24 protein-coding genes and 3 pseudogenes are annotated in these 18,239 nt (G+C 71.1%); 13 read left to right on the top strand and 14 right to left on the bottom strand.

Annotated elements, in window-relative coordinates; translation table 11 throughout:
* Positions 1–84 precede the first annotated feature (84 nt).
* The 5 genes and pseudogenes from ACIO5D_RS07655 to ACIO5D_RS07635 form a co-directional block, all read right to left on the bottom strand.
* On the bottom strand, positions 85–285 hold the full coding sequence (locus ACIO5D_RS07655) for a DUF397 domain-containing protein (protein ID WP_400794265.1): 201 nt from the start codon (positions 283–285) through the stop codon (positions 85–87).
* Between the two features lie 57 nt (positions 286–342).
* Positions 343–543, bottom strand: coding sequence for a DUF397 domain-containing protein (locus ACIO5D_RS07650; RefSeq protein ID WP_400794263.1), 201 nt, complete (start codon positions 541–543; stop codon positions 343–345).
* 107 nt (positions 544–650) lie between these two features.
* Positions 651–812 (bottom strand): annotated as a pseudogene (locus tag ACIO5D_RS07645) (DUF397 domain-containing protein); the annotation flags it as partial.
* Positions 813–869: 57 nt separating this feature from the next.
* On the bottom strand, positions 870–1,070 hold the full coding sequence (locus ACIO5D_RS07640; protein WP_400794261.1) for a DUF397 domain-containing protein: 201 nt from the start codon (positions 1,068–1,070) through the stop codon (positions 870–872).
* Positions 1,071–1,080: 10 nt separating this feature from the next.
* On the bottom strand, positions 1,081–1,971 hold the full coding sequence (locus ACIO5D_RS07635; protein ID WP_400794259.1) for a helix-turn-helix domain-containing protein: 891 nt from the start codon (positions 1,969–1,971) through the stop codon (positions 1,081–1,083).
* A gap of 299 nt (positions 1,972–2,270) precedes the next feature.
* Between ACIO5D_RS07635 and ACIO5D_RS07630 the strand changes: the two genes are divergently transcribed.
* The 8 genes and pseudogenes from ACIO5D_RS07630 (at position 2,271) to ACIO5D_RS07595 (ending at position 7,375) form a co-directional block, all read left to right on the top strand.
* Positions 2,271–2,645, top strand: a complete 375-nt coding sequence (locus ACIO5D_RS07630; RefSeq protein ID WP_363606850.1) for an ATP-binding protein — start codon at positions 2,271–2,273, stop codon at positions 2,643–2,645.
* Positions 2,642–2,905, top strand: coding sequence for a hypothetical protein (locus tag ACIO5D_RS07625; protein ID WP_400762824.1), 264 nt, complete (start codon positions 2,642–2,644; stop codon positions 2,903–2,905). Before ACIO5D_RS07630 ends, ACIO5D_RS07625 begins: the two co-directional genes overlap by 4 nt.
* Positions 2,893–3,141, top strand: a complete 249-nt coding sequence (locus tag ACIO5D_RS07620; RefSeq protein ID WP_400794256.1) for a hypothetical protein — start codon at positions 2,893–2,895, stop codon at positions 3,139–3,141. The genes ACIO5D_RS07625 and ACIO5D_RS07620 overlap by 13 nt, the downstream gene beginning before the upstream one ends.
* Positions 3,138–3,287, top strand: a complete 150-nt coding sequence (locus ACIO5D_RS07615) for a hypothetical protein (protein WP_363606855.1) — start codon at positions 3,138–3,140, stop codon at positions 3,285–3,287. The genes ACIO5D_RS07620 and ACIO5D_RS07615 overlap by 4 nt, the downstream gene beginning before the upstream one ends.
* Before the next feature lie 87 nt (positions 3,288–3,374).
* Positions 3,375–3,677, top strand: a complete 303-nt coding sequence (locus ACIO5D_RS07610) for a hypothetical protein (protein ID WP_400657101.1) — start codon at positions 3,375–3,377, stop codon at positions 3,675–3,677.
* Between the two features lie 568 nt (positions 3,678–4,245).
* On the top strand, positions 4,246–4,989 hold the full coding sequence (locus tag ACIO5D_RS07605) for a phosphotransferase family protein (RefSeq protein WP_400657099.1): 744 nt from the start codon (positions 4,246–4,248) through the stop codon (positions 4,987–4,989).
* Between the two features lie 566 nt (positions 4,990–5,555).
* Positions 5,556–5,651 (top strand): annotated as a pseudogene (locus ACIO5D_RS07600) (transposase); the annotation flags it as partial.
* A 479-nt stretch (positions 5,652–6,130) separates the two neighbouring features.
* Positions 6,131–7,375: a cytochrome P450 gene (locus ACIO5D_RS07595; RefSeq protein ID WP_400657131.1), complete on the top strand. Its 1,245-nt coding sequence runs from the start codon at positions 6,131–6,133 to the stop codon at positions 7,373–7,375.
* A gap of 19 nt (positions 7,376–7,394) precedes the next feature.
* Here ACIO5D_RS07595 and ACIO5D_RS07590 read toward each other — a convergent pair whose 3' ends face one another.
* Together ACIO5D_RS07590 and ACIO5D_RS07585 are read right to left on the bottom strand one after the other, a co-directional pair.
* Positions 7,395–7,835 carry an RICIN domain-containing protein gene (locus ACIO5D_RS07590; RefSeq protein ID WP_400794254.1) on the bottom strand — a complete coding sequence of 147 codons (441 nt, stop codon included), beginning with the start codon at positions 7,833–7,835 and terminating at the stop codon, positions 7,395–7,397.
* Between the two features lie 211 nt (positions 7,836–8,046).
* Positions 8,047–8,895, bottom strand: a complete 849-nt coding sequence (locus ACIO5D_RS07585) for a patatin-like phospholipase family protein (protein ID WP_400794252.1) — start codon at positions 8,893–8,895, stop codon at positions 8,047–8,049.
* 84 nt (positions 8,896–8,979) lie between these two features.
* On the opposite strand from ACIO5D_RS07585, the gene ACIO5D_RS07580 reads away from it, so the two are divergent.
* Positions 8,980–9,537: a TetR/AcrR family transcriptional regulator gene (locus ACIO5D_RS07580; RefSeq protein ID WP_363606868.1), complete on the top strand. Its 558-nt coding sequence runs from the start codon at positions 8,980–8,982 to the stop codon at positions 9,535–9,537.
* A 169-nt stretch (positions 9,538–9,706) separates the two neighbouring features.
* On the opposite strand, the pseudogene ACIO5D_RS07575 reads toward ACIO5D_RS07580, so the two are convergent.
* Positions 9,707–9,790, bottom strand: a pseudogene (locus tag ACIO5D_RS07575) (transcriptional regulator); the annotation flags it as partial.
* A 212-nt stretch (positions 9,791–10,002) separates the two neighbouring features.
* Here ACIO5D_RS07575 and ACIO5D_RS07570 point away from each other — a divergent pair.
* Entirely contained in the window at positions 10,003–10,365 is a 363-nt protein-coding gene (locus ACIO5D_RS07570) for a hypothetical protein (RefSeq protein WP_400794250.1), read from the top strand.
* A 105-nt stretch (positions 10,366–10,470) separates the two neighbouring features.
* Here ACIO5D_RS07570 and ACIO5D_RS07565 read toward each other — a convergent pair whose 3' ends face one another.
* The 4 genes from ACIO5D_RS07565 to ACIO5D_RS07550 form a co-directional block, all read right to left on the bottom strand.
* On the bottom strand, positions 10,471–11,223 hold the full coding sequence (locus tag ACIO5D_RS07565) for a choice-of-anchor P family protein (RefSeq protein ID WP_400762842.1): 753 nt from the start codon (positions 11,221–11,223) through the stop codon (positions 10,471–10,473).
* A gap of 127 nt (positions 11,224–11,350) precedes the next feature.
* Positions 11,351–12,712, bottom strand: coding sequence for a glycosyltransferase family 2 protein (locus ACIO5D_RS07560; RefSeq protein WP_400762844.1), 1,362 nt, complete (start codon positions 12,710–12,712; stop codon positions 11,351–11,353).
* On the bottom strand, positions 12,709–13,314 hold the full coding sequence (locus ACIO5D_RS07555; protein ID WP_363606874.1) for an archaeosortase/exosortase family protein: 606 nt from the start codon (positions 13,312–13,314) through the stop codon (positions 12,709–12,711). Before ACIO5D_RS07555 ends, ACIO5D_RS07560 begins: the two co-directional genes overlap by 4 nt.
* A gap of 168 nt (positions 13,315–13,482) precedes the next feature.
* Positions 13,483–13,689 (bottom strand): hypothetical protein, encoded by a 207-nt coding sequence (locus tag ACIO5D_RS07550; protein WP_363606875.1) that lies wholly within the window; start codon positions 13,687–13,689, stop codon positions 13,483–13,485.
* Positions 13,690–14,082: 393 nt separating this feature from the next.
* Here ACIO5D_RS07550 and wecB point away from each other — a divergent pair, with 393 nt between their 5' ends.
* On the top strand, positions 14,083–15,246 hold the full coding sequence (gene wecB / locus ACIO5D_RS07545) for a non-hydrolyzing UDP-N-acetylglucosamine 2-epimerase (RefSeq protein WP_363606876.1): 1,164 nt from the start codon (positions 14,083–14,085) through the stop codon (positions 15,244–15,246).
* Positions 15,247–15,303: 57 nt separating this feature from the next.
* On the opposite strand, the gene ACIO5D_RS07540 is transcribed toward wecB, so the two are convergent.
* Both ACIO5D_RS07540 and ACIO5D_RS07535 read right to left on the bottom strand, forming a co-directional pair.
* Positions 15,304–15,948, bottom strand: coding sequence for a TetR/AcrR family transcriptional regulator (locus ACIO5D_RS07540; RefSeq protein ID WP_400794248.1), 645 nt, complete (start codon positions 15,946–15,948; stop codon positions 15,304–15,306).
* Between the two features lie 141 nt (positions 15,949–16,089).
* Positions 16,090–16,938 (bottom strand): class I SAM-dependent methyltransferase, encoded by an 849-nt coding sequence (locus tag ACIO5D_RS07535; protein WP_400794389.1) that lies wholly within the window; start codon positions 16,936–16,938, stop codon positions 16,090–16,092.
* Between the two features lie 321 nt (positions 16,939–17,259).
* On the opposite strand from ACIO5D_RS07535, the gene ACIO5D_RS07530 reads away from it, so the two are divergent.
* Both ACIO5D_RS07530 and ACIO5D_RS07525 read left to right on the top strand, forming a co-directional pair.
* Positions 17,260–17,601 (top strand): hypothetical protein, encoded by a 342-nt coding sequence (locus ACIO5D_RS07530; protein ID WP_363606879.1) that lies wholly within the window; start codon positions 17,260–17,262, stop codon positions 17,599–17,601.
* 246 nt (positions 17,602–17,847) lie between these two features.
* On the top strand, positions 17,848–18,237 hold the full coding sequence (locus tag ACIO5D_RS07525) for a hypothetical protein (RefSeq protein ID WP_400657083.1): 390 nt from the start codon (positions 17,848–17,850) through the stop codon (positions 18,235–18,237).
* Positions 18,238–18,239: the final 2 nt, after the last annotated feature.

Here is an 18,239-nt window from a genome sequence, read left to right as displayed (position 1 = left end):
TTCTCGTGCTCGTGGCACGCGGTGCGGCTCTTCTTGAGTGGCTGTGATCATGTGGCGGGCGTGAAGGCGTCGCGTCCGGAGTTGTCAGAGGAGGTGGTCGAACTCGCCGGCTTTGGCGCCGAGGACGAAGGCGCGGAGCTTGGCGGTGCTGGTGGTGATGACGACGTCCGGATCGTCGGACTCGCGGAGGTGGCGGAGGTCGCCGGTTCCGGGGGCGAGTTCGAGGCAGGTGCTGCCGCCCTCTGCGTTGCTGAAGGACGACTTCTGCCAGGTGAGTTGCTGCACGGGTACCTCCATGGCGATGGATGTGCTGGGTTGATACCCGTGCGGCAGCCGGAGTTGTCAGAGGAAGTGGTCGAACTCGCCGGCTTTGGCGCCGAGGATGAAGGCGCGGAGCTTGGCGGTGCTGGTGGTGATGACGACGTCCGGGTCGTCGGACTCGCGGAGGTGGCGGAGGTCGCCGGTTCCGGGGGCGAGTTCGATGCAGGAGTGGCCGTCGTCGCCTCCGCTGAAGGACGACTTCTGCCAGTTGAGCTGCTGCACGGGTACCTCCGCAATGGTGGATGTGCTGGGTTGATACCCCGTGCAGCGCGCTCTACGTCGTGGCCTAATGAGAGGAGGTGGTCGAACTCGCCGGCTTTGGCGCCGAGGATGAAGGCGTGGAGCTTGGCGGTGTTGGTGGTGATGACGGTGTCCGGGTTGTCGGACTCGCGCAGGTGGCGGAGATCGTCTGCCCCGACGGCAAGTTCGAGACAGTTGTTGCCGTCATCCGGACCACTGAACGACGACTTCTGCCAGTTAAGTTGCTGCACGGGTACCTCCGCAATGGTGGATGTGATGGGTTGATACCCGTGCGGCAGTCGGAGTTGTCAGAGGAGGTGGTCGAACTCGCCGGCTTTGGCGCCGAGGACGAAGGCGCGGAGCTTGGCGGTGTTGGTGGTGATGACGATGTTCGGGTCGTCGGACTCGCGCAAATGGCGGAGATCACCGGCTCCCGGGGCGAGTTCGAGGCAGTTGTCGGCGCCTTCCGCGTTGCTGTAGGAGGACTTCTGCCAAACGAGGTGGGACATCAGGTGCCTTTCAGCTCTGGAGCAGGTAGAGGAGGTGTTGAACAAGCCCCCATGAGTCACGGCAGGCGAGTTTACGTAGGGACTCGCTGGCGCCTATGGCAGGGAGTGCACGGTCGCTCAGCTGCTGGAACTTCTGATGGTAGGCCGCGATGTCTGCTGGATCACCAAGGTGCTCGGCGCGCTTGGGTCCGGACAGGATGATTGTCGACAGGTCGGTGCAGCCAGGGTCGCAGAAAAGGAACGAAGCTGAGAGAGGTGCGTGCTTCGGTGCGGTGAACGGCAGCACCTGGATGGTGACGTTGGGGAGCTCTGCCGTCTCAAGCAGGTGCAGCAGTTGTGCCCTCATCACGGTTTCACCAGCGAAACGCATGCGCAGGGCCGCCTCGTGGATTACAAACCGGAACTGTCGCTGCTTGTTATCGGTGAGGATCCGCTGCCGTTCCATCCGGAACCGGACTTCTGCTGTAGCTTCCCATCTGCTTTCGGGATCGGCATCCTCGTAGATAGCTTCCGTATAGCCGGGCAGCTGAAGGACTCCGGGAACGTAGAGAGAGTCGTAACTGTCCAGACGAACGGACCTGTCCTCGATTTCGGCGAGTTCGAGGGCAAGTGGTGGAACCCGCCCCTCGAACTCCGTCCACCACCCCTTGCCGGTACTGCGTCCCATCTCGGCGAGCGTCGCCCGGTAGGCCGGATTGGTGCAGCCGTAGGCATCGAGCCAGATCTCAAGGCGTTCCGGATTGAGGGTGATCCGTCCGGCCTCAGTGTGGCTCACCGCCGGGCTCTTCATCCCCACGAGCGCGCCAGCCTCCGGAGCGGACAGCCCGGCTGCCAGGCGCAGGCGCTGCAGTTCTTCCCCGAACCGGCGCTGCCGCTGACTGATCGGCCCCTTGTATCCCACGGCTTTCCTTTCCTGTCGACGCAGTCTCGCGCACAAGTCGTCCACGACGCCACCAACGGGTGACAGCACCCGGGAGACCCATCGAACCACTTGCAATGTTGCTTAGCTCCACCCTACTCTCAGTGTTGCACCGATCACACGACGGAGCGTCAGTAACGCCTGTAACAAGGGCAGTAGGCGCCTTCTGCCCGCGCACCGCAGAGCAGCCACGCGTGACATTCGCCAGTCCGCCCTGGCCTGGCTCACGGCGACACATCTCCGCCGGTGAACCACCCCTCACATCCCCACGGAGGTCCCCTATGTGTGCCTTCAACCTGCCCGAACCGCCTGACTGGTCCGCCGCCCGCACCGAGTTGCGCGAGGCCCTGACCGGCGCCGGGTGGCCGGACGACACCATCTACGACGCCGAGCTCGCCCTTCATGAGCTGTTTGTCAACGCTTGGAAGCACGCCGGAAGCTCCGCGCCCCTCGTGGTCGTCCTGCTCCTGAACCGCACCCTCCGCGTCTCGGTCTGCGACGACAGCCCGGACCTCCCCGAGCAGCGCGAACCGACCGACCCGTACGCGCAGTCCGGCCGGGGCCTGCACCTGGTCCGCGAGCTCACCCACCGCTTCGGCGCAAACCCCCGTAAAAAGGGCAAAATCGTCTGGTTCGAGCTGGACGCCGCCGCGTGAACGACAGCCGCGGCCGCCACCCGATCAAGCCCACCGACCCGCGCACCCGCGTCTACACCGAGGCCCAGATCACCAGCCTGATCGCCGAAGTCCACGAGCGCGGCCGCAAGTTCGGCATCATCTTCCCGTCCGCCACCACGGACCGGACCATGGACGGCCGGGTCCTCGTCAACTTCGGCACCGCGCCGTCCACCACTCTCCTCAACCTCCTGAACCTCCTCCTCGACGCCGGTCGGGGCGGTGACCCGTGGGAGTCGTGATCCCCCTCGCCACCTCCTCGACCCAGGCCGTGCACGTCGAGCGCACCACCGTCCCCTACCTCACCGTCGAACACGTCCCCGACGCCACCGTCCAGCTCCGCCTGGCCGTCGACCTCGACGTGGCCGCCGGCCCCGGCGAACAGCTCGCCTTCCCGCTCACCCGCGACCAGGCCGAAGAGCTCCTTCACGGCCTCGCCGCCCACCTCGGCACCCGCGTCCTCGGAATCCGCCGATGAGGCCCGGCACCACCGGTTTCCTCGTCGCCACCGCCTTCGCGGTCCTCCTCGCCCTCGCCATCCTCACCGTCGTCCTCGGCGTCATCACCGCCCTCAACGTTGCAAGGGCCGACGAGGACGAGCCCAACCAGGGCATACCGGGCTGATCGACCCCGCCCCAGGGCGGCTGCCGCCCCAGCCGCCCTCACCCCCCCCAACCCCCCGGTGCACCACCCTCCCTGAAGGGCACCCTCATGCCCGAAGTGCCGCCCCCGCTCGCCAACGCCCTCGCCGCCGCGCACTACGCCGTCGCCGCCGCCTTCGACGCGTACGCCGACCACCCGTGCGGGCCCGTCGTCCCGGACGACTTCGACTGGCCCGAACTCGAAGCCTTCCTGTACGAACTCGGTTACGAGGCCGACGAGTCCGACGTCGCCCTCAACCTCTACCGTCTCCTCACCGCCGTCCAGCGCATCGCCTACCGCGAAGCCGCCGGCCGCAACGCCACCTGGCACCCGGGCCGCCTCAACCCCAGGCCCCGCCCTAGACCCCGCTGAGCCAGAAGTCGGCCCGTCCGACTTTCCACTCCGGAAGCCGTTCGGGCCCTCTGTGCACCCGCAGAGGGCCCGGGAGGCCGCTGTCCGTCTTCGGCGGGCGGAGGCTCGCGCTGCGTGATGGCCGATCCCCCCGGCCGTCCTGCCGTTGACACTTCTGGCCCGTGAACGAGGTGGTGGTCCGACTGGAGGGGGTGCTGTTTCCGGCGGTCGCGGACGTGAGGATGTTGTCGGTCGGGTAGGCCGACGAACGCTGTTGCGTCTGCACGTCCGGCGGTTGATCTGCGCCGGCACATCGTGTGAGCGGCAGACTTCTGCCAAGCAGGTGCCGAGCCCGACGTATGGTCGCGCGGGCTTCGACCTCCTGCGGTAGCGCGCTCCGCTCCATCCATGACCGTGGGTCAGATAAAGCTTCCCCTACCGCTTTTGGGACTCCTGGCAGGTGGTGTACTTGGCCTGGTCAGTGGTCGGTGTCGTGCGCGAGGCCGCAGGCGGCGGGACGCGGTCAGCCGTGCAGTCGCCCGCGATAAACCCCGGTGACATCGGCGGGCGTCCCGCGATAATGGTCGACATGGAGAAGGTCGAGGTGGTCGTCGCCCATCAGGAGCGCGCGACCCTGCGCGTCGGCGACGTGTTCCTGAAGATCGACGCTGACCAGATGCGCACCGACGTCGAGATCGAGGCGATGGCCATGGCGCCGGTCCCGACTCCGGAGGTCCTGTGGCGGAAGCCGCCCGTGCTCGCGCTCGCCGCCCTCCCGGGCACGGCCCTCGGCCGCCTCGGTGAGCCGTCGACCGCGTCGCCGGCGGCGTGGGCCGCGGCGGGTGCCGCCGCACGGACGCTGCACGACGCGCCGCTGCCGCCATGGCCCGGTCGTAGCCCTGACGAACTCGCATCGGCCCTCGACGCCGAATGCGCCTGGCTCGTCACGAACGGTGTCCTTCCCGCCGACCTGGTCACGCGCAACCGCCGCGTCGCCGAGGGTGCGTTGCGGCCGTGGACACCGGTGTTCACGCACGGCGACTTGCAGGTCGCCCACATGTTCGTCGACGGTGACGAGATCACCGGCGTGATCGACTGGTCCGAGGCGAGCCGGGGCGATGCCCTGTTCGACCTCGCCGTCCTGACGCTCGGACACGAGGAGCACCTTGGCGACGTCGTCGCCGGCTACGGCACCGACGTCGACCTCGACGTGATCCGCGCGTGGTGGTCGCTGCGAAGCCTGCTGGCGGTCCGCTGGCTGGTCGAGCACGGCTTCGACCCGTCCGCGCCGGGCTGCGAGGTCGACGTGCTGAGATCCAACGGCTGCGAGTAAGTGCCAAGGGTTCCTGGCAAGGCGTGTCGCGCAGTCGTCGCCGGCAGATGACGGCGCAGCCCAGGGCAAGGAAGGCTTCGTGGATGTCGTCGCGGATCCCCCGGCGGATGCGCGGGCGGCGGAACCAGTGCAGCAACGCGACCACGGCTTCGGCGACCCGGCAGTAGCTGCCGAGGCCGGAGCCGTGCTCCTCGCACAGGGTCATCGGCGCGCCGTCGGTGACCGCTGGGCCCCAGGCGCCCCTGCGCCAGAAGTCGGCCCGTCCGACTTCCCGCTCCCGAAGCCGTCCGGGCCCTCTGCGCGTCCGCAGAGGGCCCGGGAAACCGCTGGCTGTCTTCGGCGGGCAGAGGTTCACGCTGCGTGATGGCTGATCCCCGGCCGTCCTCGTGAGGTTGCCTGAAGATCGTCGGGCGCCGTCGTGCTGCCGTTGACACTTCTGGCTCGTGAACGAGGTGTTGGTCCGGCTGGAGGGGTTGCTGTTTCCGGCGGTCATGGACGCGAGGTCTGCGGTGGTCGGGGCGTCCTGCCCGGGCTGCGGAGTCCAGTCGGGTCGGCTCCATCCATGCCTGTGGGGCGCGGATCAGCATCGCTGGGGGCAGGCGTATGTGCGGGGGCTGCTGCTGGAGGGGCGGCGCAAGTCGGTGGAGCCGATGGCCGCGCGGCCATCGGCTCCACGATCCCCACCGTCATGGCCAGGCCGGTGGCCGCCGCGCCCAGCCCGAGCGCCGTGATCCCGTACAGCAGCAGGAACGGCCGCAGCAGCCCCGTCCCGACCGCGTCCACCGCCACCGCGTAGCGCGCCCCGCCGCCGGCCTGCACGAATTGACGGGGCGTCGGTCGAGGCATCGTGATCGTCGTCATGCCGTCCATCGCCTTCGCCCGGTCCTCGCGGGTCACGTGAGTTGACGGTCCTCGTCAATCGGGGCAGGCGACGGCGGGCGGTTCGGCGGCCGGGCGGGGGCGCGCCCAGGGGCGCGCGGAGGCGCGCTGGGGCGCGCGGGGGCGAGGGGATGCGCACTCGACAGGTGACGGGCGGCCGACCATTCTCGAACATGCGTGCGTGACCCGTCACCTCAACCCGTGTGAAGGAGCCCTCGTGGAGCGTCAGTTGGAGAATCGGCCGGCCCCGCTGAACCGCCCCCTGGAGTGTCCGGTCAACCGCCCAGTGCTCGTCCTGGACCCCACCGGGCGGGCCCGCGACGCCGAGAGCGCCGAGCTGATCGCGCGCGGGCCCGCCACGCCCGCCGACATCCTCGGGGTGCAGGCGTGGGCCGTGTCCGACCCCGACCTGCTGGAGGCGCTGCTCAAGGACCCGAGGATCGCCAAGAACGGCCCGCAGCACTGGCCCGACTACGGGTCGGTGGCGGCCGGCTGGCCGCTGGCCCTGTGGGTGACGGCCCGCAACATGTCCACGACGGACGTCGAGCACCACCGCCGGCTGCGCCGCCTGGTGAGCGCGGCCTTCACCCCCCGCCAGGTCGCCGCTCTGGCGGACCGGATCGAGGGGATGACGGCCGGGCTGATCGACACGATCGCCACCGCCGGCACCGGCGGGGCGCCGGTGGACCTGCGGCAGCACCTGGCCCGCGCGCTGCCGATCCTGGTCATCGCCCACCTGCTCGGACTGCCCGACGAACTGCGCGACGGCTTCAGCCGGCACGTCGACGGGGTCTTCGACACCACCCTCACCCCGGAGGAGTCCCAGGCCAACAACGTGGCCCTCTACACGGTGATCGCGACGCTGGTCGCCACCAAGCGCGAGCAGCCCGGCGACGACATGACCTCCCTGCTGATCGCCGCCCGCGACACCGAGGGCGACGGCAGCGCCCTCACCGAGGAGGAGTTGCTCGACACCGTCATGCTGGTGGTCGCCGCCGGCTACGAGACCACCGTCAACCTGATCGACAACTCCATCTCCCTGCTGCTCACCCACCCCGACCAGCTCGGCCTGGTGCGCGCCGGCAAGGCGGGCTGGGACGACGTGGTCGAGGAGTCGTTGCGCCGGGAGGCGCCCCTGGCGCACCTTCCGATGCGCTACGCCCTGGAGGACATCGAGCTGCCGGGCGGGGTGACCGTCCGCCGGGGCGATGCGATCCTGGCCTCCTACGCCGCCGCCGGCCGCCACCCCGCGCGGCACGGCGACAGCGGCGCGGAATTCGACGTCACCCGGGACGTCAAGGACCACCTCGCCTTCGGGCACGGCCCGCACTTCTGCCTCGGCGCACCGCTGGCCCGCCTGGAGGCCCGCACGGCACTGCGCGCACTGTTCGAGCGTTTCCCGCACCTGGTACTCGTCCCGGGCGTCGAGCTGGAGCCGGTCGACTCGCTGATCTCCAACGGGCACCGCACCCTGCCGGTCCTCCTGGATGGCCCGGACCGGGCCTAGGGACCGTATCGGGTTGTGATCAAAGACCTAACCCAGACTGCCCTTTGATCACAACCCAACGCGGTCCCCAGTAATTGACGGGAGGATAACCCTGGCCGGCCGCGTAGGTGTACCAGATCTGGTTGTTGCCGTTCCAGCAGTCCCACTGCTGGATGCGGACACCGTTGGTGTTCGCCCCGGCGGGGACGTCCAGGCACTTGCCGCTCCACGCGTTGCGCAAGGTGTAGTCGCCGCCCGGGACGTGGATCCAGAGCCACTTCTGGTTGGCGCCGCCGGTGCAGGACCACTGCTGGGCGGGTGCGCCGTTGCCGGTGCTCCAGCCGCCGATCTCCAGGCAGTGCGGGCTGATGGCGCTGCCCAGGGTGACGACGTTCGGGACCCTGGACGGGTGGTAGTCGTCGGCGTCGGCACTGGGCACGCCGACGGTGAGCGCGAGGCCGGTGCCGAGGGCGACAGGCATACCGTCACTCCCAGGAGTGCGGGATCCGGTCTTGGCGACCGCGAAGTCGCGACGCTCTGCGATCACCTGGGAGACCTGAGCCTGTACTGCCGTCATGGCAGGCTGAACCACCCTGGGACCAACTCGCCGCTGTGCTGCCGGAGGGGTCGACCGGCGCGGCGACTCGTCCGCCGGGCTGCCACCGCCCACGTGTCACCGACCTGATCGGCGGTCAGGTCGCACTGGCTTCTGCCCTCCACGCGGGGCGGAGTCGCGCGGCGACGTCGCCGGCCTGGCGAAGACCCGCCTGGTAGGCCGGTTCCCAGGCTGCCAGGTCGCCCAGGTTCGAGCCGAAAGCGCGCACCGAGGCCGGATCGGGGCCGATGGTCACCACGGTGTCCGCCCCCACGGCCGCCAGCTGCTGGTCGAGTGGCTCTCGGGGGAACAGGTGGGCCATCGGCTCGATCACGACCAGTGTGCGGGCACCGGCCGCGAGATCGGCGTTGGTGCCCGCACGCAGCGCACCGTCCATGTATCGCCGGCCGTCGATGGCGACGGGCGGCGCGGCTCCGGGGAAGGCGCTGCTCGCCGCCACCGCGTGCACCAGCGGCACTCCGCTGTCGCGGTCCCACACCACGGGCTCACCGGTGGTCGCGTCCACGGCGGTGATCAGCAGTCGCCGCTCCGGCCACGCGTCCGCACCGATCAAGGCGGCGCGCCCCGCGATCAGCGCCTCATCGGCCTGGGGGTCGGTGCTGTCGAGCGCGAGCCGGCCGACGCGACGCCTGGCCTCGCCGGGTTCCAGGCTGCGGTCGCCGAGCACGGCGAACACCGCGCCCGTCCGCTCGGGGTCCGCCTTGAGCCGGTGAGCTGCCGGGCGAGCCGAAGTCGCGAGCCGACCCGGGTTCTGCCCGGTGGCGAGCAGTGCTCCGACGATCGCGCCGCTCGACGTGCCGACGGTCAGATCGGCCTCGCCCGGATCCACGCCGTCGCGGCGCAACCCGTAGGCCAGGCCGGCCATCCAGGCCGTGCCGACGTGACTCCCGGGGCCCAGGACGAGTGCTCGGTCGAAGGTGGGCATGGTGGTCTCCCCTCGTTATTGAAACAGTCGTACCATATATTTGCTGACGCTGTTTCAGTTCAGGTTTCCGAGAGGAGATCCACCGTGGGGCGACCCGCAGATCCCACCCGGCGTGAGCGCACACTGGCGCGGGCGACCGACTACGTGCTGGCGCACGGGTTGGCCGGGCTGAGCCTGCGACCACTGGCCGCAGCCCTCGACACCAGCCCACGGATGCTGCTCTACGACTTCGGCAGCAAACAGGAGTTGGTCGCCGCGGTCCTCGCCGAGGCCCGGCGCCGAGGTGCGGTGCGCCTGGCCGGGCACCTTCCGCCGGAGACGGGTTCCGTGCAGGAGCGGCTGCGTGGCATCTGGGCGTGGATCAGCGCGGACGAACGTGCGCCGTTCGTCCGGCTGTTCTTCGAGGTGCACGCCGACGGCCTGCTCCACCCCGAGGCCTATCCCGACCAGGGGCGGGCGATCACGGACTGGTTCGACACCCTCGGTGCCACATTCCGGGACGTCTCCACCGGCCCTGACGACACCGTCACGCCCACGTTGGTCATGGCCGTTCTCCGGGGTCTGCTGTTCGATCTCACAGCCACCGGCGACCGCCACCGTGCCGATCGTGCGCTGGATCGCTTCGCCGAACTCCTGAGGTAGTGAACGCACGCGTGGCATGGGGCCATGCGCGACCTCTGGGCCGGAAGCCGGCCCGTCGACCGTCCGACTTCCCACTCCTGAAGCTGCTCGGGCCCTCTGCGTACCCGCAGAGGGCCCGAGAAACCGAACGTCAAGGAACAGCGGGGAGATCAGTGCGCGCCGGAGGGCCGCCGAGGGACTCGACGATCAGCAGCGCCCACTTGTTCGCGACGTCCGAGAAGATCTCCCGTGCCAGCGAGTCCGCGCGCGTCAGGTCCGCATCGCCCGGGCGGCCGGGAAGCCGGGCACCGCCCCCGCACCCCCGGCCACCCTGATCGGCGTCGCGGCACTGGACCTGCCCGAGCACCTGGTCGAGGTCGAGGCCACCGCTGTCCTGGACTGCGACGGACTCGACCGGTGTGCGGTCCTTCGGCCCTGAGTAGCCTTGGGCACCTCCACGTTGGCGGGGTTGAGAAAGGCGGGCCCGTGAAAGGCCGGATCTCGGTGAGGCAGGCGCTGGGACTGCTGACGGGTGTCTGGCTGTTCCTGGGCGGGGCCTACCTGGTGGCGCTCCTGTTCGACGATCCCGGACTGACGGTCTGGGCACCGGCGACCATGTACGCCGGGGGGTGGTGGGCGCGCCACCGGCCGTCGGTCCGGGTAGGGCTGGCCGGGACGATCGTCGGCTGTGCCGTGGCCTTCCTGCTCGTGGACATCCTGCGCGAGCACCTGAGCAAGGCCGCCGCGGACGGGCTGGCGGCCGGAACGGCGATGATCCCGGTCGCTGCGGTCCTGGTCGTCTGGACGCACCTGGCACCGGCGTTCGCCCGACGGAACGCGGCCGGCTGACGCGCGCCCGCCGGGCCGAACGCGGAGGCCGGGGAGGGTGTCCGGCTCGTCGTCCGGGGACGACCTCAGGCCGGACACCCTCCCTGCGCCGGGCGCGCCCGCCCGTCAGGCGGTCGGCGCGGTGCCCTGGGCGTTCCGGCGGCGCAGGTGGACGGCGCCGAGGACGCCGGCGAGCGCGACGCCCCCGGTCGCCCCGGCGACGGCCGGGTTGATCATCGGCACCGATTCGGCGGGCTGTGCCCCGCCGCACTGGGAGTGGCCGATGGTCAGGTTGGCGCCGTTCAGGACCGGCAGCAGGGCGAAGCGGGCGGCGTTGACGGTCAGCACGCCGTTGGCGTCGGTGGTCTGCTCGTTGAGGATGATCGTGCCGATGGCGGGGATGCTGACCTTGGTGTTGGCGGGGGCGTTGGCCTGGAGGGTGGTCGGGATCCCGGCGATGGTGACCGTCCCGCCCGCGATCGTGCCGCTGCCGGTGGCCCCGGCGGGGGTGGCGTTGCAGGTGGTGTTGATGCCGGTCAGGGACGCCTGGGCGAGGCCGAGGTCGAGCCCTATCCTGTCGACCGTCGCGGAGGCCGTCGAGGTGCCGTCGGCGGGGTTGCCGGCGGTGGTCGCGGTGAGCACGGAAGTGGTGCTGAACGGCCCGAGGTCGAGGCCGACGAGGGTCTGCGTGCCGCCCGACGGGTAGGTCGAGTGCGGCGTCGGCGACACGGCGACGAGCCCGCTCAGGGCGTCCGAGGAGACGACATAGGCGTCGGCCTCGGGGGAGGGGAGGGCGGCGTACGCCGGGGCGGCGGAGGCGAGGATTCCGGCGGCGAGCGCGGTGCCGGCCAGGACGCGGACGTGGGTGCGAGTTCTCACAGGTCGGGCCTTTCGGTTGGCAGACCACTGGATCTGTCACGGGATACGGGTGAGGTGCGGGTCATCGACTCCGCCGACCGGTCGTGGCTTTGGCCACGGATCACCGGCCGGGGAGAAGCTCCGTCGGTCAGGCGGTGGCGATCTCCTGGACGGCGGGCGGCGGCTCTGCCGTGCGGGCCGTCTTGTGCCAGGAGTTCTTGCGCCGCACGATCCGCCAGAAGGCGCGGACCGCGACGAGGTAGGTGGTCGCGGCATAGACCGCGAGCGCGAGGCCGTAGCCGAGCGCGGCCCGGCGGCTGATCCCCGGTTCACTGCGACGCCGGTACACCGGCCCCCAGACGGCGAACTCGGCGACCCCCACGAGCAGGTAGAGCGCGATCAGCGGAGCGCCGCCCCGGCTGAGGAAGGAGAGGACGAACTCGGGGTAGGCGACCGAGTTGTAGGCGAAGGCGGCGATCGGCACGGTGTACACGACCAGGCCGATGACCTGGAGCCAGGGCTGGACCATGAAGTAGAGGACTTCGAGGAAGCCCGTCGTGCTGAAGCGGTGCGATCGCCAGACCTGGCGCAGATAGGGCGCGCACTGCATCGCGCCCTGTGCCCAGCGGACCCGCTGGGTGATCAACTGCCGTACGCTCCACAGGGCTTCCTGGTCCACCCAGGCGGCCGTGGTGTAGCCGTTGCGCCAGCCGCCGAGCATCATCCGCAGGCCGAGCTCGAAGTCCTCCAGCAGCGCCCTGCCCCACGGCTCGGCGCTGCCCTGGTCGATCGAGCGCAGTGCGCTGAGCCGGTTGGCCTGGCCGTTGCCGCCCACGTTGACGGTCCGGGTGTACCGGCGGGTGATCTGCATGGCGGAGATCGGCCCGCGGAACTCGATGTCCTGCAACCGGGCCAGCAGGCGGGCGAACCGGTTGGCGAGGCGCCCCCGGCCGGGCAGCGGCACGGCCACGTCGCGGTTGGACATCCGGACCTCGACCTGGACGGCGCCGATGGCCGGGTCGCCGAAGAACGCCGGTCCGGCGAAGCAGTGCAGCATCCCCGGGGAGGGCCGCCCGTCGGCGTCCAGGACGGTCACGACGACCCGGTCGGCGTCGGCGTTCCCGGGCAGCCAGGCTTCGAGCGCCTGGTAGGCGGCGTTCAGGGCGTCGCCCTTGCCCGTCCGCGCCTGTGGCAGCCGGCGGCCGACCAGTTGGACGGGCTGCCCCGCGCCTGCCCGGGCCCGCACCACCTCGGCCGTCCGGTCGTTGGAGTGGTCGTCGACGACCCAGACGCGGGCCTCGGGGAAGTGCCGGGCGAGGTAGTCCAGGGTGGTGCCGATCACGGCCTCCTCGTCCCGGCAGGGGATGAAGAAGTGCCAGCTGAACCGGGTCGGGTCACCCGGGGTGTCCGGGCGGGCCCGCAGGAAGTTGCGCACGATGACGGCGACATAGGCGAGGAAGCTCACCCCCAGGACGAAGGAGAGGGAGATGGAGATGTCGAGCAGGGTCACGGCGCGCCATCCTCGACGTCGTGGGTGGAGGTTCGGGTGATCATGTGGAGGAAGAACAGCAGGGCGACCAGGGCGGCGGCCATCATCAGCACCGAGCCGAACAGGACGTGCGTCCAGCCGAATCCCTCGTCGCCGTAGCGGTGCTGCATGGCGACGATCAACGTCAGGCGCCCCAGGTTGGTGGCGCCGATCAGGGCGGCCGCCAGGACGAAGCCCAGCAGGACCCGCGTCGGCCTGCGCGCGCTGAACAGCAGCAGGACGCCGGAGAGCAGGGCGAGCGGGGCGATCAGCAGGGCGCTGCTGCAACCGGTGGTCAGCGCGATCCCGCGCCCGAAGCCGCCGTCGTCGCCGGCGTAGAGCACCGGCGCGTCGGGGGACGTGAGCAGCATGGTCTTCAGGCCCAGCGTGTGGGAGACGAGCCACTGCGCTCCGGCGATCTCGTGGAAGCGGTAGTAGCGCTCGCCGGCGACCAGGAACCCGCACAGACCCAGCAGCAGCGGACCGAACACCCGGCCGGGCAGCGGGGTGCGGCCGGGGTGCGACACCTGCGAGCGGGCCGGCCGCGACGGCTGGGAACGTTGCGGGTACGCGTCTGCGGTCACGAGGAAAACCCCCTGGGGGAAGGGCGGGTGGCGGGAATCGGCGCCCCGGCCCGTACCGCCGGCTGATCCGGTAGGGGCTCCGGAATGGGCTCCGGGGCGGGCCGAGGGCGGTTTTCCGGCACCCGGCGGAACGACAAGGTGTGGCCGGTGTCCGGGCGTTGGTGCCGGCTATGCCCCGCCGCGGTTCCGATCGGTCGGCTCCGCCGTGTCGGCGGTGTCGGCGGCCAGCCGGCTGCGCCGGATCAGCACGACTCCCACCAGCACCAGCGCCGTGGCGGCCGCGGTCGCGATGCCGAGGCCGGGTGAGCCGGTCGAGGCCAGAATGCCGCCGCCGGCCGCAGTCGGGGGAAGGCCGCCGGTAATGGGTCCGTACATGGACAGTTCCTCTCGTTCTGACCGGATTGTTCCGATCTGGCCAGCCCGTATGTTGCTGCATCGGCCGGATGATCTGACCGGTGCCGCGCCCATCTGAGGGGAAATCACTCATTTGCCTCAATTGGCCGAGCACGAACTGCTGGTGACCAGGTATCCGGCACCGGAGCCGCCCGGCGGGTGCGCATCCGGCACCCGTCCCTGACCTCGCCCTTGACGGCCCGACGGGCCGATCGTTGTCCGCCGAACGGGTGATAGCGCCCGGGGTGAACCGGCTTTTATTGGGCCAATTGGGTGACATTAGGGGCATGTATTGATCTTTTCTTCGAATCCCCTCCCTACCGTCTGCTGTTACTGCACCGACCTCATCCCGCCTCTCGCCCCCTTCGGAGCGCCATGTCCTCGACCGATGTCGCCCTGGTCCTCGGAACCCGGCCGGAAATCGTCAAACTCGCCGGTGTGGTCCGCCTCCTGGGCCCCCAGGCCCGCGTCGTGTGGACCGGCCAGCACTGGGACCCGGCCCTCACCACCGCCTTCTTCGCGCAGTACGGCCTTCCCCGCCCGCACCACCTGCTGAAGGGCGTCGGCGGCGAGCCGCGCGGCCGGCAGATCGGCCACATGGTCAGCGCGCTGAGCGACCACCTCGCGGCACGCCCGCCGGCCGCCGTCGTCGTTCAGGGCGACACCAACACCGCCGCCGCCGGCGCGCTGGCGGCACACTGCGCCGGCATCCCCGTCGTCCATGTCGAGGCCGGCCTGCGCTCCTTCGACCCCGACATGCCCGAGGAGGCCAACCGCCGCCTCATCGCCCCGCTCGCCGACCTGCACTGCGCGCCCACCCCGACCGCGGCCGCGCACCTCCTGCGCGAGGGCATCGAACCGCACCGGGTGGTGATCACCGGGAACACCGTCGTCGAGGCGACCCTGGAGACCCTGCCCGCCGAAGCCGAGGCCCGCCGCATCGTGGCCGAGCACGCCGTCGCCCCGGGCGGCTACGTACTCGCGACCATCCACCGCCCCGAGAACACCGACGACGCCGCACGGCTCGCCCAGATCCTCGACCAACTCGCCGCCCTGGACATACCGGTGCTGCTGCCGCTGCACCCACGGACCCAGGCCGCCGTCGACGCGTTCGGCCTGCGGGCCTCGATCGCCCGGCTGCGGCAGATCGAGCCACTGGACCACGCCGCCTTCCTCGCCCTGGCCCGGCACTGCCGCCTGCTGGTGTCGGACTCCGGCGGAGTCCAGGAAGAGTGCACCGTGCTCAAGCGCCCGCTCGTGGTGGTGCGCAACTCCACCGAGCGCCCCGAAGCCGTGCAGGCCGGCTTCGCCCGCCTCGCCCGGCCCGGTCACGAACTCGCCCGGACCCTGAGGGACTTGCTCGACGACGAGGCCGCTGCCGAACGGCTGGCCAGGCTCCCTTCCCCCTACGGCACCGGACAGGCGAGCGCCGACATCGTCACCGCGGTCCGCAGCCGCTACCTCGCCCCCGGGCGGACCCCCGTACCGCAGCCCGGCCGCGAGCCGCTCGCCGCCACGGCGGCCCACCCCGGGCACTGATCAGGCCGGCAACCACCCTGCGGCGGAAGGGGCTACCGGATCAGCCGCCGCTCCTCTTCACGTCCTCGGCGGCGGGGCGGCTTCCCGGCTCCCCAGGGCGGGCGCGTCGGACAGGCCCGAGGCCCACATCCGGCCGTAGGCCGAGTAGTCGCACAGGTACCGGGTCACCTCGGCGGCGCTGAGACCCGTGCCGCCCTCGATCCACCAGGAGAGCACCCCGACGACCTCTCCCGTCCACGCCCGGGCCACCACCTCCAGCGGGACGCGCGGCTGAACGCCGGCCTGCCGGCAGCGGCTCCGGAAGACGTCCCCGGCCAGCTCGCCGATGATCCCGGTGAACTCCCGCAGCGCCCGGCCGTCCCCCTCGCCGCGAAGGATGACCTGGCAGGCCGGCCGCTCCCGCTCGGCGTGCTGGAACAGGTGCAGCAGCGGCAGTTCGGCGATCCCCTCGGCCCCGGCGTCGGCCTGCTCGACCGCCGGCATGACGCGCACGCGGTCCAGCGCGAGGTCGCGGACCACCCAGACGAGCAGGTCCTCCTTGTCCCGGTAGTGGGCGTAGAACGTGGCGCGGCCCACGTCGGCCCGCTCCACCAGCTGATCCACCGTGACCGTGTGGAACCCCTTCTCGAGCACGAGCTCGACCAGCGCCGCACCCAGCGCACTGCGCGTACGGCGCACCCGGCGGTCTTCAATCACCTTCACAGGAGAACTAACGCTCCTGACAGCGCCTGGTCACGACCGGGCCGCGGTGGCCGGGCGAGGGAAGTGCGGCGCCTCAGGGCAGCGGGGTGCGGGACTGCGGCTCGTCGAACTCGGGGGCGTCGATCCCGAGGTCGGACGCGATCACAGCCCGGTGCGGTCCCTCCACCAGACGAACACCTCGGTGCTCGGCTGCCGTTCGGAGAACAGGCCCGACGGGGAGACCTCCCGCAGAAGCCGGAGCAGGTCCGCCTCGAAGCCGGCCCGGCGCGCGCCGAACAGGTGCGGGGCCGAGGACGACATCGAGAAGACCTGGGCGACCACCTCGTCGCGCGTACGCTCCAACGCCTGCCCACCGGGGACGACATGGCGCTGGAGGCCGGAGAACCCCGCCCGGGCGAGCACCGCGGCCTCGTCGTCGGGCGTCCCGTGCGGCAGCACCCCGCGGCCGGCCCGTCGGACCGGCCCCAGGTACCGCCCGACCAACGCGTCCACGGCCGCACCGGGCACCGCCGGGTGCGGAAGGCCCTCCACGGAACGGGTCTCCGTCTTCAGATCCGAGATGTGCACCAGTGCGCCCCCCGGTCGGAGCATGCCCCGCATGGTCGCCGCCACCGGCCCGCGGTCCATCCAGTGGAAGGACTGGCCGAAGGTCGCGACGGTGAACGTTCCGAGCCCCGCGGGCAGATCCTCCGCCCGGGCCCGCACCCACCGCGCCTTCCAGGCCACCCCGGCCTCGGCGGCCGCGCGCCCGGCTTCGGCGATCATCCCGCCGTCCGGGTCCACACCGACGATCTCGCCGAACAAGTCGGCCAGGCCCACCGCAAGGGTGCCAGGACCGCACCCCACGTCGACCAGGCGCCCCCGTCCGTCGAGCCTCAGAACCCCGGCGAGCACATCGGCCAGCCCGGGAGCGTAGGGGAGCCTTCCGCGCCGGTAGTAGGCGGCCGTGCCCGAGAACAACGAGTCGTCCCACTCCCAGTCGGCGGCCACGTCCACCCACCACCCTTCTCCCGATCCACGTCCACCCGGCGTCCGATGATTCCACGGCGGCGACCGGTACAGCCCGGCGAAACCCCGCGAGTCCTACGGGTGGTGGGGTAGTGCCCAGTTGAAGCCCGCCGTTCGTGCCCGCCTCCCCGACCGGGCCGCGCGCCGAGCGGTCCGGCCGTTCGTCCACCACCGACCCGGGCGGGCGGGAGTGGTGGGACACCGGCGACTCCGGGCCGCCCCGCATTCGGCGGGGGCGTGACAGAGTGAGCGGGAAAAGGGGTAATGACTCGGTAAATCGACTGCTTGCCAAGGAGAGTGACGATGACTCAGCAGAAGCTCGACGTGTGGGCGTTCGCCGCCCCGCTCGTCCTCATGGGGTTCGGCGGGCTGAGCCTCTACCTCGGCCTGCCGGACGACGGACCGGTCACGTGCGGCAGCTCGACCATGTACCCCGGCGACTACTGCGGACCGCTCGCCGGGCGGGTGATCACCGGCAGCGGCGGGCCGCCCGCGAGCAACTACGACGCCATCGCCGCCGAGCAGCACGCGTCCACCCCCTTCGCCATCATCCTGGGCGTGGTGCTCCTGGTGGCCGGCGCCGCCGTTCTGGCCCTGCTCGTCCACGCCGCCCGGCGGCGCCCCGCCCAGGGCCAGACGTTCTGACCCGTGGGGGCGGGGGCGTCGCGCCGTTCCTGTTCGGTGCGGTGAGGCCGGGCCCGTCCAGCCCCGGTGGCTCCGGGCGCGACTCGGCGGGGCGCGGCCGCTCGGGCCCGGGTCGGTTCGGGGGCGTCCGGGCCTGTGGTTAGGCTGGCTGCGAGCGGACGTCCGTGATCGAACGTCCGTGGCTGAACGGGGCCGTGGGGGCCGCGCCCGGCGTGGGTCGCACGGCAGCAGCAAGGGGGGTTTGACGTGTATCCACTCGGACTCGGGGTGGTGTCGTGGTGGTGGATCGCCGTCCTGGCGACGGCGGTGTTCCTGGCGGTCCTGGTACCGGGGATGCCCACGCGCACGTACCGGATCCAGACCGCGCTGGCACCGCTCGCCATGGCGGCCTTCGCGTATGCGAGTTACGCGGTGAAGCACATGGAGCCGACGACCATCCTGGTGATGTACGTGACGGGGATCCTGGTCTTCCCGCTGGGCGCCATCGGCCATCGCCGGAAGCTGGCACAGCGGTTGATGGAGGCACAGCGGAAGGGTGAGTCGGACGAGGATACGTGGCCGCCGGCCATGATGGCGCAGATGCTGCTGGCCGCCGCCGTGCTCTGTGGGGTGTACCTCTGGATCGCACCCTGGTAATG

This window comes from Kitasatospora sp. NPDC087315 (assembly GCF_044744345.1).
Classification (GTDB): domain Bacteria; phylum Actinomycetota; class Actinomycetes; order Streptomycetales; family Streptomycetaceae; genus Kitasatospora.
This window is presented reverse-complemented; position numbering and strand designations above follow the sequence as displayed.